General features: G+C 60.3%; 27 protein-coding genes. 15 read left to right on the forward strand and 12 right to left on the reverse strand.

Going from position 1 to position 21,632, the window contains the following annotated elements:
- Window positions 1-97: 97 nt before the first annotated feature.
- Genes GRI38_RS03215 through GRI38_RS03225 form a run of 3 tightly spaced genes read left to right on the forward strand, consistent with a single transcriptional unit; the run spans window position 98 to window position 1,990 of the window.
- Complete coding sequence (locus GRI38_RS03215; RefSeq protein WP_010412743.1) at window positions 98-550, forward strand: protein tyrosine phosphatase family protein; 453 nt, start codon at window positions 98-100, stop codon at window positions 548-550.
- Window positions 551-594: 44 nt separating this feature from the next.
- Entirely contained in the window at window positions 595-1,503 is a 909-nt protein-coding gene (locus GRI38_RS03220) for an MBL fold metallo-hydrolase (protein ID WP_010412746.1), read from the forward strand.
- Window positions 1,504-1,543: 40 nt separating this feature from the next.
- Window positions 1,544-1,990: a DoxX family protein gene (locus GRI38_RS03225; protein WP_237487326.1), complete on the forward strand. Its 447-nt coding sequence runs from the start codon at window positions 1,544-1,546 to the stop codon at window positions 1,988-1,990.
- A gap of 78 nt (window positions 1,991-2,068) precedes the next feature.
- On the opposite strand, the gene GRI38_RS03230 is transcribed toward GRI38_RS03225, so the two are convergent.
- The 10 genes from GRI38_RS03230 to GRI38_RS03275 all read right to left on the reverse strand — a co-directional run bounded on the left by GRI38_RS03230 (window position 2,069) and on the right by GRI38_RS03275 (window position 9,797).
- Window positions 2,069-3,421 (reverse strand): MBL fold metallo-hydrolase, encoded by a 1,353-nt coding sequence (locus GRI38_RS03230; RefSeq protein ID WP_160681496.1) that lies wholly within the window; start codon window positions 3,419-3,421, stop codon window positions 2,069-2,071.
- Window positions 3,422-3,492: 71 nt separating this feature from the next.
- Window positions 3,493-4,197: an NAD(P)-dependent oxidoreductase gene (locus tag GRI38_RS03235; protein WP_010412754.1), complete on the reverse strand. Its 705-nt coding sequence runs from the start codon at window positions 4,195-4,197 to the stop codon at window positions 3,493-3,495.
- Between the two features lie 93 nt (window positions 4,198-4,290).
- Complete coding sequence (locus GRI38_RS03240) at window positions 4,291-4,779, reverse strand: DUF6692 family protein (RefSeq protein WP_010412757.1); 489 nt, start codon at window positions 4,777-4,779, stop codon at window positions 4,291-4,293.
- A complete protein-coding gene (locus GRI38_RS03245; protein ID WP_010412760.1) occupies window positions 4,776-5,303 on the reverse strand; it encodes a DUF305 domain-containing protein in 528 nt (175 codons plus the stop codon). Before GRI38_RS03245 ends, GRI38_RS03240 begins: the two co-directional genes overlap by 4 nt.
- Entirely contained in the window at window positions 5,300-5,713 is a 414-nt protein-coding gene (locus tag GRI38_RS03250) for a potassium channel family protein (RefSeq protein WP_066776710.1), read from the reverse strand. The genes GRI38_RS03245 and GRI38_RS03250 overlap by 4 nt, the downstream gene beginning before the upstream one ends.
- Window positions 5,710-6,459: a glutaredoxin family protein gene (locus tag GRI38_RS03255; protein ID WP_165327860.1), complete on the reverse strand. Its 750-nt coding sequence runs from the start codon at window positions 6,457-6,459 to the stop codon at window positions 5,710-5,712. Before GRI38_RS03255 ends, GRI38_RS03250 begins: the two co-directional genes overlap by 4 nt.
- A gap of 112 nt (window positions 6,460-6,571) precedes the next feature.
- Window positions 6,572-7,855 carry an APC family permease gene (locus GRI38_RS03260; protein WP_010412769.1) on the reverse strand — a complete coding sequence of 428 codons (1,284 nt, stop codon included), beginning with the start codon at window positions 7,853-7,855 and terminating at the stop codon, window positions 6,572-6,574.
- 255 nt (window positions 7,856-8,110) lie between these two features.
- Complete coding sequence (locus GRI38_RS03265) at window positions 8,111-8,797, reverse strand: AlbA family DNA-binding domain-containing protein (RefSeq protein WP_237487327.1); 687 nt, start codon at window positions 8,795-8,797, stop codon at window positions 8,111-8,113.
- A gap of 213 nt (window positions 8,798-9,010) precedes the next feature.
- A complete protein-coding gene (locus tag GRI38_RS03270) occupies window positions 9,011-9,286 on the reverse strand; it encodes a hypothetical protein (RefSeq protein WP_010412775.1) in 276 nt (91 codons plus the stop codon).
- A gap of 43 nt (window positions 9,287-9,329) precedes the next feature.
- The gene (locus tag GRI38_RS03275; RefSeq protein ID WP_033193265.1) at window positions 9,330-9,797 is read right to left on the reverse strand and encodes a DUF411 domain-containing protein; all 468 of its coding nucleotides are present in this window, start codon (window positions 9,795-9,797) and stop codon (window positions 9,330-9,332) included.
- 196 nt (window positions 9,798-9,993) lie between these two features.
- Between GRI38_RS03275 and GRI38_RS03280 the strand changes: the two genes are divergently transcribed.
- Genes GRI38_RS03280 through GRI38_RS03310 form a run of 7 tightly spaced genes read left to right on the forward strand, consistent with a single transcriptional unit; the run spans window position 9,994 to window position 15,728 of the window.
- Complete coding sequence (locus GRI38_RS03280; RefSeq protein WP_029140031.1) at window positions 9,994-10,290, forward strand: hypothetical protein; 297 nt, start codon at window positions 9,994-9,996, stop codon at window positions 10,288-10,290.
- Window positions 10,291-10,293: 3 nt separating this feature from the next.
- Window positions 10,294-10,728, forward strand: coding sequence for a periplasmic heavy metal sensor (locus GRI38_RS03285; RefSeq protein ID WP_010412783.1), 435 nt, complete (start codon window positions 10,294-10,296; stop codon window positions 10,726-10,728).
- 15 nt (window positions 10,729-10,743) lie between these two features.
- Window positions 10,744-11,301, forward strand: a complete 558-nt coding sequence (locus GRI38_RS03290) for an RNA polymerase sigma factor (protein ID WP_370178334.1) — start codon at window positions 10,744-10,746, stop codon at window positions 11,299-11,301.
- A gap of 48 nt (window positions 11,302-11,349) precedes the next feature.
- Window positions 11,350-13,197 (forward strand): copper resistance system multicopper oxidase, encoded by a 1,848-nt coding sequence (locus tag GRI38_RS03295; protein ID WP_010412790.1) that lies wholly within the window; start codon window positions 11,350-11,352, stop codon window positions 13,195-13,197.
- The gene (locus tag GRI38_RS03300; protein WP_010412792.1) at window positions 13,194-14,396 is read left to right on the forward strand and encodes a copper resistance protein B; all 1,203 of its coding nucleotides are present in this window, start codon (window positions 13,194-13,196) and stop codon (window positions 14,394-14,396) included. The genes GRI38_RS03295 and GRI38_RS03300 overlap by 4 nt, the downstream gene beginning before the upstream one ends.
- Window positions 14,397-14,412: 16 nt before the next feature.
- Window positions 14,413-14,973, forward strand: coding sequence for a YybH family protein (locus GRI38_RS03305; RefSeq protein WP_233548408.1), 561 nt, complete (start codon window positions 14,413-14,415; stop codon window positions 14,971-14,973).
- 20 nt (window positions 14,974-14,993) lie between these two features.
- Window positions 14,994-15,728 carry a PepSY domain-containing protein gene (locus GRI38_RS03310; RefSeq protein WP_029140033.1) on the forward strand — a complete coding sequence of 245 codons (735 nt, stop codon included), beginning with the start codon at window positions 14,994-14,996 and terminating at the stop codon, window positions 15,726-15,728.
- Window positions 15,729-15,741: 13 nt separating this feature from the next.
- On the opposite strand, the gene GRI38_RS03315 is transcribed toward GRI38_RS03310, so the two are convergent.
- Window positions 15,742-16,248: a hypothetical protein gene (locus GRI38_RS03315; RefSeq protein ID WP_225982097.1), complete on the reverse strand. Its 507-nt coding sequence runs from the start codon at window positions 16,246-16,248 to the stop codon at window positions 15,742-15,744.
- Window positions 16,249-16,275: 27 nt separating this feature from the next.
- On the reverse strand, window positions 16,276-16,563 hold the full coding sequence (locus GRI38_RS03320; RefSeq protein ID WP_033193304.1) for a hypothetical protein: 288 nt from the start codon (window positions 16,561-16,563) through the stop codon (window positions 16,276-16,278).
- 226 nt (window positions 16,564-16,789) lie between these two features.
- Here GRI38_RS03320 and GRI38_RS03325 point away from each other — a divergent pair, with 226 nt between their 5' ends.
- The 5 genes from GRI38_RS03325 (at window position 16,790) to GRI38_RS03345 (ending at window position 21,612) form a co-directional block, all read left to right on the forward strand.
- Window positions 16,790-17,179 carry a hypothetical protein gene (locus tag GRI38_RS03325; RefSeq protein WP_233548407.1) on the forward strand — a complete coding sequence of 130 codons (390 nt, stop codon included), beginning with the start codon at window positions 16,790-16,792 and terminating at the stop codon, window positions 17,177-17,179.
- 232 nt (window positions 17,180-17,411) lie between these two features.
- Window positions 17,412-18,065 (forward strand): DUF2231 domain-containing protein, encoded by a 654-nt coding sequence (locus GRI38_RS03330; RefSeq protein WP_290755085.1) that lies wholly within the window; start codon window positions 17,412-17,414, stop codon window positions 18,063-18,065.
- Between the two features lie 760 nt (window positions 18,066-18,825).
- The gene (locus GRI38_RS03335; RefSeq protein WP_160681498.1) at window positions 18,826-19,869 is read left to right on the forward strand and encodes a type III polyketide synthase; all 1,044 of its coding nucleotides are present in this window, start codon (window positions 18,826-18,828) and stop codon (window positions 19,867-19,869) included.
- 25 nt (window positions 19,870-19,894) lie between these two features.
- Window positions 19,895-20,548 (forward strand): methyltransferase domain-containing protein, encoded by a 654-nt coding sequence (locus GRI38_RS03340; RefSeq protein ID WP_237487328.1) that lies wholly within the window; start codon window positions 19,895-19,897, stop codon window positions 20,546-20,548.
- Window positions 20,545-21,612 (forward strand): NAD(P)/FAD-dependent oxidoreductase, encoded by a 1,068-nt coding sequence (locus GRI38_RS03345; protein WP_237487329.1) that lies wholly within the window; start codon window positions 20,545-20,547, stop codon window positions 21,610-21,612. The genes GRI38_RS03340 and GRI38_RS03345 overlap by 4 nt, the downstream gene beginning before the upstream one ends.
- Window positions 21,613-21,632: the final 20 nt, after the last annotated feature.

Consider the following 21,632-nt stretch of genomic DNA (forward strand, 5'->3'; position numbering starts at 1 on the left):
TTGCATATATGCGAAGGTATGAATATAAAGTCAATCGTAATCTGCTGCCGCGCAATCGCGGACCCGGACCTTTGAACCTGAACCAGGATGATGCCTTATGACCCAAATCAAGATCCTCAATGGCAGATTCGCCGTCTCGACCGCTCCGCCTTCCGAGGGCGACCTGCGCGCATTGGCGGAGGATGGTTACAAGGCGGTCGTCAACCTGCGCTGCCAGGATGAGGCGGATCAGCCTCTCGCCCCGGACCGCGAAGGTGAAGTGGTGGCATCGCTCGGCCTTGAATATTGTCACTTGCCGGTGGCGGGCGGCACCATATCGGACGAGCTCGTCGATGAGTTCAGGGCCAGTGTCGAAGCGCTTCCGAAGCCGGTGCTGGTCCATTGCGCCTCGGGCAAGCGCGCAGGAGCCTTCACAATAATGCATCTGGCGTCGCAGCAGGGAATGAGCGGCGATGCGACCCTACAGAAGGCGGCGGATATGGGCTTCGTGTGCGACGAACCGGCGCTGGAAAACTTCGTCCGTAATTACGTCGACCGGGCGCAGGACTGACCTACGCAGAACCGCTCTCAACCAGCATACGAAAAGACTATTCGATGAAACCCGACATAGAGGCATTTTTCGACACGAACACGAACACCGTGACCTATGTCGTGTCCGATCCTGCAACCAAGGCGTGCGCGGTGATCGATCCGGTGCTCGATTTCGATGCCGCAGCGGCGCGAACGGCGACTAAGTCCGCCGATAAAGTGATCGAATTCGTCCGGCAAATGGATTTCAAGTGCGAGTGGATCCTGGAAACCCATGTCCATGCCGATCACCTTTCCGCCGCACCCTACATCCGCCGCGCACTAGGCGGCAAACTTGCTATTGGTAGCGAGATCACCGTCACGCAGAACACCTTCGGGCCGATATTCAATGCCGGAGTGGACCTGCCACGCGATGGACGCCAGTTCGACCATTTGTTTGCCGATAATGACAGCTTTGACCTAGGCGCCATATCGGCCCAGGCACTCCATACGCCGGGACATACGCCCGCGTGCATGACCTATGTTATCGGAGACGCCGCCTTTGTCGGCGATACGCTGTTCATGCCCGATTACGGCACGGCGCGGGCCGATTTTCCCGGCGGCGATGCACGCACGCTCTATCGCTCTATTCGCCGGATTTTCGAGCTACCGGAGGAGACGCGGCTGTTTATGTGCCACGACTACCTGCCGGAGGGCCGCTCGCAGCACCAATGGGAAACGACGGTGAAAGAACAAAAGCACAGCAACATTCATATCCATGCCGGGGTCGACGAGAATGCATTTGTAGCCATGCGTGAGGAGCGCGACAACCAGCTGGGTATGCCGCGCCTCATCCTGCCATCAATCCAGGTCAACATTCGCGGAGGGAATATGCCTCGCGCAGAAGGAAACGGTACGATCTATCTGAAACTGCCGGTCAACGTTTTGGGTGAACCACAGACGCCTCCCGAAGAAACTGGTCCGCGCACCCAATAAGTCTGCCATCGACGTATCAACCTGAGGGGGAAAGAACTCTATGATCCGGAATATGGAAAACAGCCTAGCGACATGGGCCGCAAAAGTGCGATTGATCGATCCGGTCTTCCGCCTCTGTTTGAGCCTCATATTCATCATAGGCGGATTGGGGCATTTTCTTGCGCATGAATATATGCTGGGCCGGATGGCATTGTCGCCATGGAAAGATCACGTTGCTCTAATTGGAGATGCGTCCATTCTTTTGTGGCTGTCTGGCTTGGTTTTCATCGGTGCAGGAACATCACTGGCCTTGGGGTGGATGACCCGGCTCTCATGCACCGCGTTATTTCTTACCCTCGTTCAGATAACTCTTGCGATCCATATCGCCCCAGGTCACACAGGTCCTTTGCTCAAAAATATCGCTATCCTGGGGGCGCTGGCATTCGTCTTCGTTCGAGGACCAGGAAGTCACTCGATGGATAAAGCGCCCGGTCGCGCTGCTCGTTGAGCGAAGAGCAAGCTCACCTACCACATACGAGCAAAATCTCGCAAAAGATTTTGGCTTGCTTTTCAAGATTTTGGCGCTTCAGCTGGAGGCGTTTGTCCACGCCCCCATAGAGCCCAGATAGATATCGAGGTGCTCGAAACCCTTGCTGGCCAGCCAACCCGCCGCAACGCTCGCCCGCATGCCGCTCGCGCACATCAGCGTGTAGTGGCGGTCGCGGTCGAGCTCTTCCCACCGCGTGTTGAGCTCACCGACATAGATATGTCCTGAGCCGTCGATGCTTGCTTCTTGCCGTTCGTCCGCGTCGCGCACGTCGAGCAAGGTCCACTCGCCGCTGTCTTGATCGAGCCTGCGCGCGACTTCCTCGGTGCCAATCATGGGAATGCTGCGCATCGCTTTGCCCTGTGCGGCGGCTGGAACCACGCCGACATAGCCGCCCACAACATTATCGAGACCGATGCGCACCAGATGGGCCATGGCCTGGGCTAGCTGGCCTTCCTCGGAAGCAATGAGGGCGATCCTGTCGCCTTCACCGAGGAACCATCCGGCAAAGGCCGGTATCATTCCAACCGGAAGGCACATGGCACCCGGCAGATGGCCGGCAGCGTAGGCGAGCGGCTCGCGCACATCGACCAGGTGATCGGCGCCGCTCTCGCTAAGGTCTTCCAGCCCCAGACGCCTTGGCCGCATGACGCGCGGCGCGGCATCGGACCCTGCAAGGTTGAGCCGCTCCATCAGCCGGAAATAGGGCGGCTGGTAGTGGTGCTCTGCTACCTTCGCCTCGATGAACTCGTCGCGGTCGGAGATGCGCAGGCGCGGGTTGTTGCGCCGCTCGTGGCCGATTGTCGAGAATTCCCGGTCCGCCATTCCCGACCCGCAGACCGAGCCCGCACCATGCGCCGGGTAGATAATCGCCTGATCGCCGAGGCCGCAAAGTTTCTGCAGGGAGTCGAATAGAAGGCCCGCGACTTCTTCCTTGCGCTCGGGATAGAAATCGGTGCGCCCGACATCGCCGACGAACAGGGCATCGCCGGTAAAGACGCCGACCGGCCCCTCGGAATATTCGCTGTCATGGATGACGAAAGCGAGATGATCGTCGGTGTGTCCAGGTGTTTCAAGCACTTCGATCTTCAATTGACCCAGCTCGAAACAATCGCCTTCGCGCGCGGTCCTGGCAAAGATGACTTCGCCTGCCGCGTTGGGCCCGTGATAGACCGTGGCTCCTGTCAAATTGGCCAAGATCGGCGAGCCGCTGAGCAGATCCTCATTGCGATGGGTTTCGAAGATATGCGTTATCTCCAGCCCTTCGGCCCGGGCCTTTTCGACATAGACCTCGCAGTCCCGGCGCGGATCGATGACCGCTGCCTTTCCGCCCGAGCCGATGATGTAGGAAAGGTGTGAGAGACCGGGGGTTTTGATTTTCTCCAGAAACATGCGACTTCCTTGTCTGTTGCTCAAAGTCTGTAACGTTCGGGCTCGTTACAGATTGAAAAATGTTACGACGTTTAATCGATCCCGAGTTCGGCCTTGATGGCGGCAGGACTTTCGAAACGTTCGGCTTCGGGCCTGCCGATGGCAGGCTTTGCGTTGATCCAGGTATCTTCGCACACGAATTCAAGCAGGCTCGCCGCTAGATCAGCATGACGGCAGCGGAAACAGCCTTCTGCCAAGCGTTCGTCCGTAATGACGGCATCGCCGGTGTAAGGCTCATCCAGCAGCCAGCCCGGCCGTGCGGCCGTCCATTTGATACCTTGGGCGTCGCTGAGCATCGCTTCCATGGCGCGCATCTGCTCGAGTATATTGAACAATGCAGGCTTGGCGGTGAGCTCAAACCAGGCCGGGACGCTCGACTGATGTTCGACAAAGGCAGCGGAGATCACGGCAATGCGGTCGATCTTCGTCTGTGCCATCGCCCCGAGCAGGTTGCGCGTGCCATCGGTATAAAGCGGCGGTGGATCGATCGCATTGCCCGGACCAAAAGCGACACCGAGGGTCGAGATAACCGCGCGGCAGCCATCGAGATCGCCAGCGAAATCGTCCGACAGCACATCGCATTCGATATATTCGAAGTCGCCCACCCGCTCGTCTGGTCCGGGCACCGTGTGTTCGAAGGCGCGGATCGGTATGTCCCGGGCAAGGGCATGCCTCAGTAGCTCGGTGCCGGTCTTCCCGCCTGCGCCGAAGACAGCGATGGGCCTCGTATCGGTCATCTGCTTGTTCCTGTTAAAACTGGTGAGGGCGACGAAGGGCGGAGGCGCGGGCGCATGGGGTAACCGACGGCCCGCCCATGCGCCCTGCCAGTATCAGGCTCCCTCGGCTGGACAGGTGGTATAGCCCCAAAAGCCAAACTCATCCTTGGCTCTTGGCGCTGCCACGATCATCTCCTGCATCTGCAGGCTCGCATCGCCTTCATCATCCAGCATGCGGGTTCTGATCCGAAGCTCACCGTTCGAATAGCTGCCGGGGCCATCGGCAGTGACGGGGATCAATTTGCCATTGATCTTGATTGCTCCGCCCCCGTCGCCGTCATAGACAAATGAGGGAAAGGCCACTTCGGTCAGGCGGAACTGGCAGGCCTGTCCTGCGCCCAGAGCAGCAAGATCCGCGTCATTCATGGTCCCGGGAAGCATCAGGCCTGAGTCAACATTTGCCAGTGCACTGGCCGCATCCTCGATCGGCGCGGCAGTGGCAGGCGGGTCGAGCTGGGCTTCGCGGTCGTTGCCCGGAGCGGTGTTCGAATTGCAGGCGGCAAGCGGTAGCGCGATGAGCGCCGTGAAAGCTATCTTGTTCATGGCTGCATCTCCTCGGGCAGGCGTTCTTCGGTCCGAGGACCGTTCTGCTCGATATCGTCGATGAGATATTTCATCTCGGCGATTTCGCGGCGCTGGGCGACGATGATGGCCTGAGCGAGTTCGCGCACGCGAGGATCCTTCAGGCTCGCGCGTTCGCTGGTCATGATCGCGATCGAGTGGTGCGGGATCATCGCTGCCATATATTCGGTATCGTCGACGGTGGTCTGGCTGCGCACCAGCCACAGCGCGAGGGCGAACACGAAGGCGCCGACGCCCAGAATAATGAAGTTCTTGGTCCGGTCCTTGTACATGCCCCACATGAAGAGCAGCATGACAACCATCATCATCGCGCCCATGACAAACATCATCCAGAAGCGCGTTTCGCTCCAGAAAAGATCATCGACGGTAAAGGTGTTGGCATACATCAGGAAGAACATGATCACGGTCGAGGTCGACACCATGGCCATGAATCGCCAGTAGCTGCCGCCCCCTCCCTTGTCCGAGTGGGTCGTCTTTTCAGTCATGCTTTTTCTCCTTTGTGCATCATGGTCCAGAATAGCTGCGCCGAGCAGCTGATGAGAGCGAAGCCGGTGAGGGCCTCGACGCCGGCCAGGACTCTCAGGTGCTCGGTCGGATAAATGTCGCCCAGGCCCAGTGTGGTCACGTTGATGAGCGAGAAATAGAAGTAGTCCATCCAGTCCATGGAAGGCGCCTTGTCGAAACCTCCCAGGCCCCATTGCGCGCCCAGCCAGAAACCTGCGGCAAAAAGGATCGCCACGAGGAAATGCGACGCGAGCACGATCAGCGAAACGGCAAGCTTTGCCTGCGTATCGCGGCGCCGGTCGAGAAGCCGGTGACCGACACCCAGAATGGCAAGGTGCGAAGCGACAGCCGAGAGGAACAGAAAGACGGAGAGAAGGAGCGCGGTGATCATGCGAGAAGCTTCGCGCCCATCCACAGACCCATTCCGATCATGAACAGATTTTCGGTCAGCGAGACAAAGCCGAGCGGCACATTGCTGCTGCCGCCCACGCAGGCGCATTTAAGCTCGCGCTTGTCGATGTAGACAGCCTTGAAGACGCTGACAGCGCCGACTGTGCCGATGAACAATGCCAGCGGGGCCGAGAGCCAGGTCAGCGCGCCCGCGGTCATGAGAATGCCGGCAGCGGCTTCGCCGAACGGGTAGACGAAGCCATAGGGCACCCAGCGCCGTGCGAGCAGGTCGTAGTTGAGGAACATCGTCGAGAAACTGCGCACGTCCTGAAGCTTCTGAACGGCGAGCAGGGTCATCGACAGGCTCACGAACCATTCTGCGGCCCGGACAGTGAAGAGGTCGTCAAAAAACGCCCAGCTCAGCCCTAGCGCGAGCAGCAGCGCGACCGCGAAAATCGCAATGACCGGCTGATAGCTGGTTTCGCCTTCCTCAGGCTGCGAGCGGCTCTTGCCGAAGAATTCGCGGACATCGTCATAGCCGCCAATGCGCTTGCCTTCGATAAAGGTCTGCGGGGTGGTCTCGACGTCGTACTTGTCCTTGAACGCATCGGTTTCCTCCCTGCTGGTCAGGTGATGATCGTCGACCTCGAAGCCTTGCCGCTTGACAAGATCGACCGTCTTGATGCCATAGGGACAGACATGGTCCTCCATCACCATGCGGTAGACCGCCGCTGTTCGGGTCGTCATGAATCGCTCCATCTGTTTTTCTTGACGTTTCGCTTCGTCAACTCAGGTTTTCGGGAAACGGTTTCGAAAAAGCCCGGCGTAAAAGCGGCAAAGCTGGTTGAAGAAGGTGCCATCAACTCTTCTCTCCTGACCGATCATCTTTGTGAGAAGCGGGCGCTTCGGAATTGCGCGAGAGGTAGATCCATTCCCCCACGAACACCGCGACGATGCCGATCGCCGCATAGGCGACAACGGCAGGATCGCTGCGCAATTTGGCCGCGGTAAAGGCTGCGAGGACCACGCCATCTGCCGCGAGTGCTGTAAGAAGTATTGATGCTCGCGCGCCGACTTCCTTGCGCAGGTGACGCAGGACGCCCCAGTGCACCAGCATATCCATGACGAGGTAGAAGAAGGCGCCCAGCGAGGCGATCCGCGACAGATCGAACAGGACGGCAAGCGTCCCGGCAATGACCACCGTATAGACCAGCATGTGGCTGCGTATCCCGCCGCTCATGCCGAAATGGCTGTGCGGGATCATCTTCATGTCGGTCAGCATCGCAAGCATGCGCGACACGGCAAATACGCTCGCGATCACGCCCGAAGTCGTTGCGGCGATCGCGATCGCGACGGTGAAATAGAAGCCCAGTTCTCCCAGCGCCGGACGCGCCGCTGCTGCGAGCGAATAATCGCGCGCCTCGACGATCTCGGATATGCTCAGGCTCGAACCCACCGCCACTGCGACAAGCAGATAGATCACGATACAGACCGCGATCGAGATCATGATCGTCCGGCCGACATTCTTGTGCGGGTCGACGATTTCGCCGCCGCTATTGGTAATCGTGGTGAAGCCCTTGAAGGCGAGGATCGAGAAAGCAACCGAGGCGAGCAGGGCTTCTGCATTGGTCAGCGAGACGGGCTGCGAAAATGCGCCTGATGAAAAACCGCTGGCCAAGATCGCGGCGACTGCGAACAGCGCGATGCCGCCGATCTTGATGGCGGACATGATAAGCGAGAAGCCGCTTACCGACCTGTTGCCCGCTGCATTGACGAGATAGGCGAAAATGATGACGGCAAGCGCTGCGAGAGAAACGAGCCACCCGCTGCTTTCGAGGCCGAACGGGCGCAGCGCGTAAGTGGCAAAGGTGCGGGCCACGAGGCTCTCGTTAATCACCATCGACAGCGCCATTAGGAGCGAGGCAGAGGCGGCGATCACGCCGGGTCCGTATGCTTTCTGCAAGATCATCGCGATGCCGCCCGAAGACGGCCATTTGTTCGACATCTTGATATAGCTGTACGCCGCCAGCGAGGTTACCAGCGCGCCAGCGATGAAGGATAAGGGGAAGAGCGGACCGGCAAGCTCGGCGATCTGCCCGGTCAGCGCGAATATGCCGGCACCGATCATGACGCCGGTTCCCATCGCCACGCCGCCCAGCAGGGTTATCGAGCCAGCTGTTTCGCTTTGATTCTCGTGCTCATGGTCTTGCAAGACTTTCCCCTGTCGATGGTCTCCCGTTCAAGAAAGATCATGCCGGACAGTACGTTCGGTCGGGGCTCATCCCTCAATATTTTTGAGTATGTGGCGGGGCGAAGCCCCAACCGCATCATAAATTTGCAGGAACTGAGCCGATCGACAAAGCGCTCCGAACACGCGTGCTGTCCCACAGACCAGCGGTTAGATGCTCACTTTCCCGCGATGCTGGAGATAAGCCTGAGCTTCGCGCACATCGAGCTCACGCGTGCTATTGCTTGCTCGCAGCATGAACCGGGCCACGCTCCCTTCGGAAAAATAGATCGGCTCCAAGCTCTTCTCCACAATAACTCGGCAAACGATCTTTTCCTCGAGTTTGTGGAACCTACAATGGATCAGAGCACACGCGTGTCCTCCAAGACCCTCTTTTGCTGTGTCCATCAATAAACGTTCGAAGCCATCCTGGTTGGCGGGCTTAAGCGTTTGCATGTCCGCCTCGATGCCCGCGATGCTGCCATCATCTTCGACACCGATAAGGAGAGTGCCGCCCTCTTGGTTGAGGAACCCCGCCAGGGTTTTGACGATGACTTGCTGCAAGCTGCGGTTGACTTTCTCCTGACGCCTGTCCCAACGGAAGGAAGATTTGAATTCCAGCTGCTCGCTTTCGCCGCGAGCTATTAGTAATGGAAGTTCTTCATTGAGTTCGCGTTCCAGAAAGCGAACTCTGGACCGCTCGTGCACGAGCCGAACATGATACACTCCAAAACCCAGTCCGATCGCGCCGCCGATCGCGGCATATATCAAGCTCATTGCAAACATTTCGAACGCAAACGCGGAGAGAGTCCGGTCGATTATGAAGCTGAGTGCGCTGTCTTGGTCGGCAAAGGCCAAGGCACCAAACTCGTACCAAAAGACGAGCGTCGTGAGCGGGTGAAGAATCACTACACCCAGAACAGCGCCGATGGCGACGTGAACTAACAGGGATCGCCTCTCTCCTTGGGACGGAGTTCTGGGAATGGCTCTAGCTCCAGTAATAATATGCGATCGAAATGAGCCAGACGAGGCCTTGCCCCTCTTGGACCAAGTTACCGCGACAAGCTCTGTCTATCGACTGAAACGCTTCTGAAAATATCGGAAAAGCGGCACCGCGATTAAAGCAATATACCAACCATACAAAAAACTTCCAAGAGCGCCTGCCAGAAAGCCCGAGAGGGTCAGCCACTCGAAACCGGGAAGCAGCGGCGCCCACGCTTCGTGCATGTGCGCCTGTTCGGGCGCGAGCAGGCCGAAACCGATGCAGATCAGGTAGCTGAAAAGCAGGAAGAGGCTGAGTGTCCAGCCCCATATGAAAATTGAGGTTTTGACCGAATAGTCCGACATGATGGTCCTCCGTCAGAGTTGGCGCAAAAAGGGCTGCCCATATTCACGGGTAGGATGCGAACACGCTCCGCCCGCCTGGGCCGAAGGCGATGACATCATAGGGCTGCACCTGGTCCCCGAGTTCCATCCCGGGCGAGCCAAGCGGCATTCCGGGCACGGCCAGGCCTGCCACTCCTTCGGGGCGTTCGCGTAATAGCTTCGCGACGGCATCGGCCGGCACGTGGCCTTCGATGATATAGCCATCGACTTCCATCGTGTGGCACGACCACAGATCCTGCGGTACACCCCTGGCTGTCTTTAGTGCAGCCATGTCGTCGGAGTCGACCGAGGCGACCTCCGCTTCGAGCCCGTGTTCTACGTGACCGGCCCAGTTAAGACAGCACCCGCACCCTGCGTCGCGGTACATCGTGTATGTCGCGGCCTGGGCCGCATTCGAGCAGGCTGCAAGGGCGAGGAGGAGCGAAGCCGCCAGCGAACGACTGAACGGTTTTGATGGATTGATGAAACTCATTTACATTTGCCTTTCCTGAGGCCGCGCCGAGCAGAATGACTTTGCCAGAATGTGTCCGCGCAAATTCTGCGCCGACAAACGACGCGTGCTTTTGACTCAATGCCTTTACGCATCAATTGCTTCTTGCCCTCAAATTATCTTGAGGGTTTGCGCGAAGTGTCGCGTATAGGAACCGTGCAACCGACAGGAGCAAGGGATGCGTGATAATCAGACACTCGATGCGATGCTCGGCACGATGGCGTCGCAGGAGGCTGGCGACGTGCCGCCCGACTTCATGAACGGCGTCTGGCAGCGCGCAGGACAGCTTGGCGAAATTGCCGATCAGCGACGCAGAATGGCCTTGTTCGCCGGTCTGTTTGTCGTCGGCCTGGCGGCAGGCGCAGGGACCAGCGGATGGCCGTCCGAATATGGCGCTCCTACAGAAATTGTTGGCGAGAGCCTCGTTGGCGGAGAATCCCTGTCGCCCGCTGCTTTGCTTCATGTGGGGTCATAGGCGTTGAAGAAGTTTCACCTTGTCCTCGCGGTCCTGCTGGCGGCGCTCGCCGGATGCCTCGGAGCGCTTGCCGCCGATCGCTGGTCCAACAACGATGCCGAGGGTAGCCTGCACCAGTTCGTGCACGATGAACTCTCGCTCACGGCTGATCAGGAGCAGCGGCTCGACGCGCTCGAAGCGCGTTTCGCGGTAGAACAGGCAAGGCTCGAAGCCTCTGCGCGCGCAGCCAACGCCCAGCTCGCCCAGGCAATGGAAACCGAGCACGAATACGGGCCCGAAGTCAGTGCCGCGATCGACGAGGTGCATGCGCGCATGGGCGATTTGCAAAAAGCGACCGTGCGCCACGTCTTCGACATGCGGGAAATTCTCGATCCCGATCAGCAGCTTCAGTTCGACCGGAAAGTGTCCGCGGCCCTCACGCGCGATCCGCGTGACTGATCAGCCTTGGCAGTGGTGGATGACACTTCGAACGAAGCTCTGATCGGGCGGGCGATAGCCGGTGACAAGCGGGCGTTCACAGCTCTGGTCGAGCATGAGATCGCTAGGTTGATTGCGCTCGCCACGCGTATGCTGGGTTCACCCTCGCGGGCCCAAGATGTCGTCCAGGACAGTCTCGCTTCGGTCTGGCTGACACGGCATCGCCTCGATCCGAGCAAGCCCATCGGTCCTTATTTGACGACAATCGTTCTCAACCGGTGCCGCGACAGGCTCCGCCGGAGGAAAGTTGCGGGCTTCCTTAGTTTGCCGGACGGGCGGGAAGCCGACGCCGTTGCCGACGATGCCCCCAATCCCGAAAATGTTGCCGGAGCCCGCGAACAGCTGCGGCTGGTCCAGGCCGAAATCGGGCGCTTGCCGGTGCGGCTGCAAGAGGCGCTCGTGCTGGTCACTGTCGAGGGATACAGCCAGGCCGAGGCTGCCGAGCTGCTCGGCACCACGGAGAAAGCTGTCGAGACGCGCATCTATCGTGCGCGCAACCGGCTGAAGGAGCGGTTCGAAAACTTTGAGGGGTAGCGCAGGTGGCCGCGTAAGTGACGGTATATGCCTTCTCAGGAGCCCCCTATGCCTGCCGTCAATCGCCGAAAATTTCTTGGAACAAGTGCCAGCGGGCTGGGCCTGCTTGGCCTGGGCGGTGCCGTTCCCGCTTGGGCGCGAGGCGGAGATCTGCTCTCCGGGGCCGCCCGGCGAGGTATCGATGAGGCGACCGGACCGAATATCGATCTGACGGTTGCGCGCTCGGCTTTCTCCACCGGCAACAGGCGTGGCGGCGCGATTGCCGTCAATGGCAGCATCCCTGGGCCACTCCTTCGCCTGCGCGAAGGGACCACCGTCCGCCTCAACGTCCATAACCAGCTTGAGGAAGACACCTCGATCCACTGGCATGGCCTGCTCGTGCCGTTCCAGCTCGATGGCGTGCCGGGCGTAAGTTTTCCCGGCGTGAAGCCGGGCGAGACCTTCACAGCGGAATTTCCCGTGCGGCAGGCAGGCACCTATTGGTGGCATTCGCATAGCGGGCTGCAGGAACAGGCCGGTCATTATGGTCCGATCGTGGTCGATCCCGCAGGTCCCGATCCGGTGCAGGCCGACCGCGAATATATCGTGGTGCTGAGCGAGTTCAGCGAAATGTCGCCCCACACGATATTCGACAAGCTCAAGAAGGGCGAAGGCTACTTCAACTACAACCAGAATACCTGGACCGACGACTATCCGCTCTCGGGCGAGGATCGCCGGATGTGGGCCAGAATGCGCATGATGCCAACCGACATCCTCGATGTGTCGAGCGCAACTTATACATATCTGCTGAACGGTCATGGACCGCTCGACAATCTGGAATATCTTTTCCGTCCGGGCGAGCGTGTGCGGCTTCGGTTCATCAATGCCGGCGCCATGACATTTTTCAATATTCGCATTCCCGGCCTGCCGATGACCGTGGTTCAAGCCGACGGGCAGAACGTCGAGCCGGTCGAAGTGGACGAGTTCCAGATCGGCGTCGCGGAAACCTACGACGTCGTGGTGACGCCGGGTGAGCAGCAGGCTTACACGCTGATGGCGGAGTCGATGGATCGGTCAGGTATGGGCATCGCAACGCTGGCGAGCACGCCCGGCGCGCGTGCGGCCATCCCGCCGCTGCGCGATCCCCCGCTGCTCACTATGGCCGATATGGGCATGAGCGGTATGGACCATGGCTCCGGCGGCGATGCTGGTATGGCCGGCATGGACCATGGCGCTGGCGGGATGGCCGGAATGGATCACGGATCGAGCGGAGCGGCTGGCGCGGACGGGATGTCCGGTATGGATGGCGGTTCGGCGGAGATGACCGGAATGGCTGGCATGGCGGGAGGCATGCAGATGCGCGATACCTCGCTATTGCCTCCCGATGTGAAGGTCGGACCGGGCATCGACATGGTGTCGATGAACCCGGTCGACCGGATGGGCGATCCCGGGATTGGCCTTGCCGATGTCCCGCACCGTACCCTCGACTATCGCAAGCTGCGCGCGCTGACACCAAACAAGGACTCGCGAAGCCCTTCGCGCCGGATGGAAATCCATCTTACCGGGAACATGGAACGCTACATGTGGTCGTTCGACGGCAAGAAATTCTCCGCCGTCTCCGAGGAGCCGATCCGCTTTGCCTATAATGAACGCGTGCGGGTAAAGCTGATCAATGACACGATGATGGCACACCCGATCCATCTGCACGGACACTTCTTCGAGCTGGTCAACGGTGCACCTCCAAACCGTCAACCACTGAAGCACACGGTTATCCTGCAACCGGGTGGCAGCGCGCAGTTCGACCTGACGGCGGACGAGCCGGGCGACTGGGCCTTCCACTGCCACCTTCTCTATCACATGCATGCCGGGATGTTTCAGATCGTCACGGTTGCCAATCCTGCCGGAGAGGGCGCATGAAGATATCTATCATCAGCCTGCTTGCCTCGGCCGCCGCGGGTTCGGTTCTCGCCTCCCCCGCCGCGGCGCAGCATGCGGGTCACTCGCCAGTGGAACCGCAGCAGAGCGCCGAGGCGCAGGCTGACGCCAAAACAAAGTGCGAGGCGGCAGCCGAGCGCCATCGCGCGATGGGGCATCCGGTAGCAGAGGGGGCTTGCGGCCCCGCTGCCCAGCCTGAAGTTGCGATGGACCATTCGACGATGGATCATGGTTCGATGCCGCAGGGCAGGCCTGACGAAGGCGCGATGGATCATTCGCAAATGAACCGCGGCGACATGGGGCAGGCGGAAGCCAGCAGCTCGTCGATGGACCATGGGCAGATGGATCACAGCCAGATGAACCATGGGCAGATGGGATCGCAGGACATGCAGGGCATGGACCATTCGGCGATGCAGATGGGCTCGAACGACGATATCCCGCTGCTGCCGCCTCCTCCCGAAGCTGGGAGCGGTCCCGCGCGCGCGGCGGTTGCGATCTGGGGCGAGGAAGCCATGAACGAAGCGCGGCGCGAACTTGTCCGTGAGACCGACGGCGGGATGCGCTTCTGGTTTCAGGGCGACCGCCTTGAGTATCGCGCACGCGAAGGAGCTGATGGATATCTTTGGGATATCCAGGGATATTATGGCGGTGATATCGACAAGTTCTGGTTCAAATCCGAGGGTGAAGGCAGCTTCGGTGAGCCCGTCGAGGGCGCCGAGGTCCAGGCGCTCTGGAGCCGCGCCATCGCACCCTTCTTCGATTTCCAAGCCGGTGTCCGTCAGGATCTGACGGGGCCCGAGCGCACCCATGCGGTCATCGGTGTCCAGGGCATTGCCCCTTACCAGTTCGAGATCGACGTCGCGGCGTTCGTATCGAGCAAGGGCGATGTAACGGCGCGCTTTGAGGGCGAGCTTGATCAGCGCATCACGCAGCGGCTGATCCTCCAGCCGCGAGCCGAAATCGCTCTTTCGGCTCAGGATATTCCCGAACTCGGCATTGGCGCTGGCCTCGACCGGATCGAGGCAGGTCTGCGTCTTCGCTACGAGTTCGCACGCGAATTCGCGCCCTATGTCGGCGTCTCCCAGGAGTGGCGGATCGGTGAGGGCGCCGATTTTGCCCGCGCCGCAGGGGAAGACCCCAGCGTGATGAATTACGTCGTGGGCTTGCGATTCTGGTTTTAAGTGAAGGAAATATACAATGAGAACGAGACTATCTCTAAGCGCGGTCGCCCTGGCCTTGGCTGCAGGGGGCACTCCCGCCCTGGCACAATCCATGGACCATTCGGCGCATTCGGAACATTCGGTATCAACGCCGATGGATCATACGGAGCAGGGCATGAACCATGCCGAGCATATGGCTGCGATGAACGATGACGTTGCTGGGGCAGAAGCAATTCTGACATCATATCGCGATGCCCTGACGTCGCGCGATGCAGAGGCCATGGCTGCGCTGTTTGCCCAGGAATCCTTCATTTACGAAAACGGCAAGGCGGAAGGCAGCTTCACGCATTACATGGAGCATCACCTGGGACCGGAACTCGATGCAATAACCAGCTTCACCTTCGGCGAACCGACGCTCGCAGTCACCCGGATGGGACATATGGCGTATGGCCGCGAAACGTACACCTATCGGATCGAACTGGCCGACGGTCGCGTAATCGACCGCGAAGGGGTTGCGACCTCGGTCCTCGCCCATGATGCAGATGGCTGGAAGATCGTTCAGTACCATTCATCGTCACGCGCACCGCGTAACAACTGATCTGATCGGGGGAACACCGATTGGCGACACGCTCTTTCAAGCTGCGTCTTCATGTGCTGGGCAGCAAGCTTCACAAATGGCTGGCGATCTTTGTCGGCGTCCAAGTGCTCCTGTGGATGATCACCGGGGCGCTGATGTCGTTTCTCGACATCGAAGAGGTTCGGTCCGAACATGTCGTTTCGCGCGCGCCGGAGGTCCTGCCCGCTGATGCTGTCATGCCCCATTGGCTCGATAGCAGCGAGGGGGTGGTTTCCCTTGCGACGCGCGCGGTCGGCGGCAGGGCCGTAACCGAGGTCCGCCGGGACGATGGAAGCGTCACGCTCCGCGACCCGGACAGCGGCATTCTCCTTTCGCCTCTTCCCGCTGCAAGCGCACAGGCCATCGCTCGCTATGCCTGGACCGGGCCACCAACCACCATAGCGACCACGCGCCTCATCGAAGATGCTGTCGGGACCGAATTCCGGGGTCCGTTTCCGGCGTGGCAGATCACCTACGGCGATGAGGACAATACCCGCGTCTACATCGATGCATCGAGTGGCTCGGTGCTCGCTGCCCGCAGCGACACCTGGCGCCTGTTCGATTTTGTCTGGGGGCTGCATATCATGGACTGGACGCAGCGCGACCGCATCAACAGCTGGTGGCTGCTATTGTTCGGGATCGGCGGGACGATTATCGCGGTTTCGGGCTTTGTCCTGCTTGCGAACCGGTTTCCCAGAATCAGGCGGCGGGCGAAACATGTGCCGAACGCACCCTGAAGCCGCTCCCAGTTTAATCAGGTTCGGCTCGGGCAAAGCGGACCAGAAGGATCGTGAGCGCAGGCACGATCGTCCACATCGCGATCGGGATCAGCGCCAACCCCGTCACTGGCTCGTGCGGCATCAACTCGCTGTAGCGCCAGCTCACGAAGCTTTCTGCCGGAAGCGATGTGGCGATCATTTCGACGGCGATGGCGACGACAAGCCCGAAGCCGAAATAGATCGCATAGGGCATTTTGGCGGCTTGCCAGAGCCACGCGCGCCCGCCGCGCAATGCAGCAAGGCTATAAGCTGTTAGCAGGATCACGCCATCGCCTAGGCTTGCAATGCCGCAGCGAATGGTCTGCTCATAAGGCTCGAGATTTCCCGGCTTGAAAAACGGCATCTGGAAAATCTCCCAGACGAACGCGATCAGGCTCCCGCAAACAAAGATGAGCCAATGAGTTCTAGTCATGCTGCGGATACGCCGGAATGATGTGCGCAAGGAAATAGCGGCGGGCCGGATTTCCACGTCCTGCATAGCGCCTTTGCTGCCCCAAAGCCTGGATCAGTCATGGTTTTCGCGGCCCTCCGCCTCGGCCATGCGAGCAGCGCGTTCGAGAAACTTACGCATGTCACCTGCTGCCAGTTCGGTAAGCGGATGCCGGCTCGCCTCGGGGCGTGGTTCGATCATGTCCGCACGCTTTCTGATCTGGTCGATCTGTTCATCGCTGGCCCCGGACAAAAGGCCGAGAACTATGTTCTCGAGAGTTATGAGGCGAATGCGCATTTGCACCAGCTCGGCATGATCGGGCTCCGGAATGTCCCAGCTGCCGTCCTCATTGACCGTGCTCACGACTGCTTCTCCGACGGCTCTGTTGTCACCATGATCTGTCCCATTCATCTCGACCGGCTTCGGTCAAAAAGGGTGACCGAAAAACACCATTCCTGCAACCGGCTGTGCCATCGGCTCAGCCGTCTCCGGTGGGCGCGGAAATTGTTTGAGGGGAACAGATGTTGGCTGCGTAAAGAGAATGAATGCGCACAGCACCCATCGCATGACCGACGAAAGGAAATCGATTGTGAAACGGACAGCTCTAGCTCTCATTCTCGCCACTGGCCTGACAGCCACTCCGGCGACGGCCCAGGAACAGCATGAGCACGGAGCTCAGGCTGTGGCACAGCAGCAGGATCACGCTGGCCACACGATGCAGGATTCCGACGCTATGGCTGCCCATCGCGAGAAGATGGCTGAAATGCGCGCGCTGATGCAGCAGGCCCACGCGGCGAGCGATCCTGCCGAACGCCAAAGGCTGATGGCCGAGCACCGCACAGCGATGCAGGAACACATGGCGGGCATGATGCAGGGGGACAACGCCGATATGATGGCGGCCTGTCACCAGCGCATGATGATGATGCACGATATGATGAAGCAGATGGCGGCTCACCAGAACATGGCGCAAGACGGTTAGGAGATGGTAGCCGGGCTCTTGCTCGTGCTTAAAGCTGGCCGCCCTCTTAACAAGGCTCTGATATTGGCAAGAGACCCAACCCCCTCATGAGTTAAATTTGGACCCTCACGCGCCGAGGATCACCGCGCTCCATCACGGCAAGAGATGAGGGTTCGCAGAGCATTACAGACACAATAGGTCGCACGACCATCGCCAAGACCGGAACCCGTAGAGAATGAAACGAATGCAATTCATGGCTATTGTAGCTGCCAGCTTGCTCTTCGTCGGACCAGTTCAGGCTCATGGCGACGAAAAGCATGGCGAAGAGACGAGCGCCGCGCCTGCCGCCGCGAATGGCGATGCGCATGACCAGGCGGCCATGGCGCAGATGGGCGACGGCGGAGCGGTCGGCGAGCCCTCAGCCGCGCACGACGAAGCAAGTGGAGGCCATGACGAGGCTGGTGGCCATGCTGATGAGGGCGATTCCGGCGTCATCGCCGCCCTGAAAAAACTGCATCCGGCGACCATCCACTTCCCGATCGCCCTGTTTCTCATGGCTGCTGCCACCGAGTTGTTCGTCATGCGCCGGAAAGATGCAGGGCTTGAGAGCGCGGTGCGCGTACTCGTCCACGGCGGAGCAATCGGCGCAGTCGTCGCAGTCCTGTTCGGATGGATCCACACCGGCCTTTGGTTCGGCGGCGATGCCGTCATGCAGGTCCATCGATGGAACGGGATGCTGATCGCGGTCCTCGGTCTGGCGATGGCCTATCTGGCGAGCCGTGCTTCCGCGAGCCGGACCGCGCTTCGCGCCGCAATCTTTGCCATGGCCGCTCTAGTGCTGGTGCAGGGATTTCTGGGCGGCGAGCTTGCGCACGGTGCCAATCATCTTGGTATCTCCTGGCTTTGAAGGATAGAATGATGCGCAGATCGAATCGGAACGGGTTTGTTGCCCCCCTTGCTGCGGCGGCACTGGGGCTAAGGCTCGCTGCATGTGATCAGACGCAGGACACTTCATCAGAAGCTGAAGCCTTGCCACTGTATACGGCCCCGCCGACCGAGAGCACAGGTCCTGGCGAAGGCGAAAGAGACAACGCTGCCTCTCCCGCTGGAGAGGCCAACACGAACCGGTCGGATGAAGCTGTGACTGCCGGTAGGCAACCAGACCGACCGGCGAGCACTCCGGTAGTAGCGCCGTCACCTGCGGCCACTCCCCCGCCGATGAATGCGAAGCCTAGCGACACACCCGATCCGCATGCGGGCCACAATATGCCGTCCATGCCAGACCATGACATGTCCTCGCTGTACGATCGGGCGGATGGTTCATGACCTGGCGTTTCGCCTTCTGATCGGCCCGAAAACGGCCGACGCTCCTTTCACCTGTCACTACGAATTACATGTCATCGTTTGCCAAAGGCGCTTTATCTCATCTGTCCGATTCTGGGGGTATTGATGGGGGTATTTGCAAGGTGATTCAAAAAGTTGATTAGGTAAATCAGCATGTTATACGCTCCCTATATTTCCCTCCTCCGCTACCATTCTCACAAACTTCTGACTTTAGTCTCTTGCAACGATGCTCTGGCCGTCTGCTGCGGATGCTTGCCGGACACCTGCCGGAACCGATAAGGCAGCGCAGCGGTTGATCATTCGGCAAGAGGACGCATTCCCACATGACAGCCCGGATAAATCGCTTGGCCACAGCCGTGCCGGATTGCGATTTCGAGAAAGATTATCGGCAATGGGCGTTGCGGCAGCTCGAAGGTCGCCGCGAAGCGCGCCTTTATGCGCGCATGGCAGAGCGCTCCGGCATCGACCACCGCTGGTCCATCCTGTCCGAAGAAGATGCGAAGCTGGATGAAGGAACCGGGTTCTACTCGGCGGAGGCACCATCCACCGCGCAGCGGATGACGATCTATGCCGAAGAGGCACCGACGCTAGCTATGGCGGCGATCGCCAAGCTGGGCGATATCGGTAAGATAACGCATCTCGTCGTAGCAAGCTGCACAGGCTTCGTCGCACCGGGCATCGATCAGATCCTCGCGCGGCGCCTCGGACTGGCGGACGATGTCGAGCGGGTGCTGGTCGGCTTCATGGGTTGCTATGCGGCGGTGACCGCCCTGCGGACGGCGCGGCATATCGTCCGCTCCGAATCGGGGGCGCGGGTTCTCGTGGTGACGGTCGAACTCTCGACATTGCATCATCAGCAGACCGTGGACATCGAGCCATTGCTGGCGGGCGCGCAGTTCGGAGACGGCGCCGCGGCGGCAATCATCAGCGGAAGCGGGGAGGGCCTCGCCATAGAGGCGGGAATCGCGGCGGCGCTCGAAGAGAGCGACGAACTGATAACCTGGCAGATCGGCAATACCGGCTTCGAGATGCGCCTATCAGGCGAAGTGCCGACACGCATCCGCAGCGCACTCAAGCGCGAGGATGTCCGCGAGCGCGTCATCGGGGACGGCGTAAAGCCCGTAGCCTATGCCGTTCACGCGGGCGGTCGATCCATTCTCGATGCGGTGGCGGACGGCCTCGATCTGGACGACGATGCGCTCGATCACTCGCGCGGCGTGCTGCGCGATTTCGGCAATATGTCGTCTTCGACGCTGATGTTCGTGCTCGAAAGAACCTACAGGGATCGACCCGAAAGCGGGGTCGCGCTGGCCTTCGGACCCGGCCTCGCGATGGAGGGCTTCCGCTTCGCCTGGCGCGATGCTTGAGCAGCGATCCGAGGCAGAGGAAATCATGGACGACCCCGCGCTTGACGCGGACGTCTACGCCGCGGTTCTGAACGATCTGGCGAAGGTCAATACGGTCACGCTGGCGCGCCGGCCGACGCTGCGTTTTCTCGAAAAGGCGCTGGGTCGCGCGACGGAGTTCTCGCTGCTCGATGTGGGGTTCGGCGATGGCGACATGCTTCGCGCAATTGCAAAATGGGCGCGCGAGCGAGGGAAAACCGCACGACTGGTCGGCATCGACCTCAATTCGCGCAGCGAGACAGTCGCCCGTAAGAGCACGCGCGCCGACGAGCCGATCGAATATCGCACCGGGGATTATGCCGAGCTTGCAGGAGACCGGTTCGATTTCATCGTTTCGAGCCTCGTCGCTCACCACATGACGCATGAGCAACTGGTCGCCTTCCTGCGTTTCATGGAAAGTGAGGCGGCGAAGGGATGGTTCGTCAACGACCTGCACCGGCATGGTTTCGCCTATATGGGGTACCCGGTGCTGGCCCGGCTGTTCGGCTGGCACGAAATCGTGAGACGGGACGGGCATCTTTCCATCGCGCGCTCCTATCGACCGCACGAATGGCCACCGCTTCTCGACGAAGCCGGGATAGAGGGAGCCGAGGTGAAGCGCGTCTTCCCCTTCCGTCTGTGCGTGGAGCGGATCAAATGACACGGCCGATCGTCCTCGGCGCGGGACCTGCAGGAAGCGTGGCCGCAATGCTTCTGGCGCGGGCCGGGGCGGAACCGATCCTTATCGACCGACAGGTGGAGGTGGGCGACGCGATCTGCGGCGGCTTCATGAGTTGGCGCACCGCGGCGAGCCTCCGCGCACTCGGCAGCGATCCGCTGACGCTCGGAGCGCGGCCCGTAACGCGCCTGCGCCAGTACTCTGGCGAGCGCGTGGCCGAAGCCGATCTGCCCGAACCTGCCTATGGCCTGTCGCGCAAGGCGCTCGACACGGCCCTCCGCGCCTCGGCGGTGCAGTGTGGAGCGCGCCTCGAAATCGATCGTGCCCGCAGCGTCAAAGAAGGGGAGATCGAGGGCGAACGGCGAAGCTGGCATAGTCCCGCCATTTTCCTGGCGACCGGAAAACATGACGTGCGCGGCGAAGCCCGTGCGCGGAACAGCGGCAATCTTGCGCTCGGGCTCCGCGTGCGACTTCCGCCATCATCCGAACTCGAGCGGCTCGTCGGCGATGCGATCGAATTGCATCTGTTCGAAGGCGGATATGCGGGCATTGTCCTGCAAGAGGGCGGAAACGGAAATGTCTGCCTTGCCCTTCGCAAGTCGGCACTGGCCGAGGCGGGCGGCGATCCGTGGGATTTGCTGAGGAAGGTGGCGACGGACAATCCGCATTTTGCATCGCGCTTGGCGTTAGCTGACGCCGAAGAGCCGGTCGATACGATCGGTGCGGTTCCCTATGGCTGGACCGCCCGAAAGACGAGCCATGGCATCTACCGGTTGGGTGATCAGGCGGCGGTCATTCCGTCGCTTGCCGGAGAGGGCATGGCGATCGCACTGGCGAGCGGACAGGCGGCGGCACGAGCTTATCTGGCGGGAGAGTCTGCCGAACTGTTCCAGCGGCGGTTCGCGCAGCGCGCAGCCAGACCGGTCCGCGTTGCGGAGAAATTGTGGCATCTTGCCGAGACTTCACGCGGCGCGGCAGGATTGACGCTAGCGGCAAGCGCGTTTCCCGAACTGGCGCGCCTTGCCATGAAGATGAGTCGGATCTGATCCTTCCCAAAGCGGCGCTT

Source organism: Parapontixanthobacter aurantiacus (assembly GCF_009827635.1).
GTDB lineage: Bacteria > Pseudomonadota > Alphaproteobacteria > Sphingomonadales > Sphingomonadaceae > Parapontixanthobacter > Parapontixanthobacter aurantiacus.

Excerpts from the sequence above, each read along its gene's own strand:
- GRI38_RS03260 (WP_010412769.1), bottom strand. The coding sequence starts at position 7,855 with ATGGGAACCGGCGTCATGATCGGTGCCGGCATATTCGCGCTGACCGGG.
- GRI38_RS03255 (WP_165327860.1), bottom strand. The coding sequence starts at position 6,459 with ATGACGACCCGAACAGCGGCGGTCTACCGCATGGTGATGGAGGACCAT.
- GRI38_RS03235 (WP_010412754.1), bottom strand. The coding sequence starts at position 4,197 with ATGACCGATACGAGGCCCATCGCTGTCTTCGGCGCAGGCGGGAAGACC.
- GRI38_RS03335 (WP_160681498.1), top strand. The coding sequence starts at position 18,826 with ATGACAGCCCGGATAAATCGCTTGGCCACAGCCGTGCCGGATTGCGAT.
- GRI38_RS03300 (WP_010412792.1), top strand. The coding sequence starts at position 13,194 with ATGAAGATATCTATCATCAGCCTGCTTGCCTCGGCCGCCGCGGGTTCG.
- GRI38_RS03340 (WP_237487328.1), top strand. The coding sequence starts at position 19,895 with ATGGACGACCCCGCGCTTGACGCGGACGTCTACGCCGCGGTTCTGAAC.
- GRI38_RS03270 (WP_010412775.1), bottom strand. The coding sequence starts at position 9,286 with ATGTCGGACTATTCGGTCAAAACCTCAATTTTCATATGGGGCTGGACA.
- GRI38_RS03275 (WP_033193265.1), bottom strand. The coding sequence starts at position 9,797 with ATGAGTTTCATCAATCCATCAAAACCGTTCAGTCGTTCGCTGGCGGCT.
- GRI38_RS03225 (WP_237487326.1), top strand. The coding sequence starts at position 1,544 with ATGATCCGGAATATGGAAAACAGCCTAGCGACATGGGCCGCAAAAGTG.
- GRI38_RS03305 (WP_233548408.1), top strand. The coding sequence starts at position 14,413 with ATGAGAACGAGACTATCTCTAAGCGCGGTCGCCCTGGCCTTGGCTGCA.
- GRI38_RS03345 (WP_237487329.1), top strand. The coding sequence starts at position 20,545 with ATGACACGGCCGATCGTCCTCGGCGCGGGACCTGCAGGAAGCGTGGCC.
- GRI38_RS03315 (WP_225982097.1), bottom strand. The coding sequence starts at position 16,248 with ATGCAGGACGTGGAAATCCGGCCCGCCGCTATTTCCTTGCGCACATCA.
- GRI38_RS03230 (WP_160681496.1), bottom strand. The coding sequence starts at position 3,421 with ATGTTTCTGGAGAAAATCAAAACCCCCGGTCTCTCACACCTTTCCTAC.
- GRI38_RS03245 (WP_010412760.1), bottom strand. The coding sequence starts at position 5,303 with ATGACTGAAAAGACGACCCACTCGGACAAGGGAGGGGGCGGCAGCTAC.
- GRI38_RS03215 (WP_010412743.1), top strand. The coding sequence starts at position 98 with ATGACCCAAATCAAGATCCTCAATGGCAGATTCGCCGTCTCGACCGCT.
- GRI38_RS03220 (WP_010412746.1), top strand. The coding sequence starts at position 595 with ATGAAACCCGACATAGAGGCATTTTTCGACACGAACACGAACACCGTG.
- GRI38_RS03330 (WP_290755085.1), top strand. The coding sequence starts at position 17,412 with ATGGCTATTGTAGCTGCCAGCTTGCTCTTCGTCGGACCAGTTCAGGCT.
- GRI38_RS03280 (WP_029140031.1), top strand. The coding sequence starts at position 9,994 with ATGCGTGATAATCAGACACTCGATGCGATGCTCGGCACGATGGCGTCG.
- GRI38_RS03295 (WP_010412790.1), top strand. The coding sequence starts at position 11,350 with ATGCCTGCCGTCAATCGCCGAAAATTTCTTGGAACAAGTGCCAGCGGG.
- GRI38_RS03240 (WP_010412757.1), bottom strand. The coding sequence starts at position 4,779 with ATGAACAAGATAGCTTTCACGGCGCTCATCGCGCTACCGCTTGCCGCC.
- GRI38_RS03250 (WP_066776710.1), bottom strand. The coding sequence starts at position 5,713 with ATGATCACCGCGCTCCTTCTCTCCGTCTTTCTGTTCCTCTCGGCTGTC.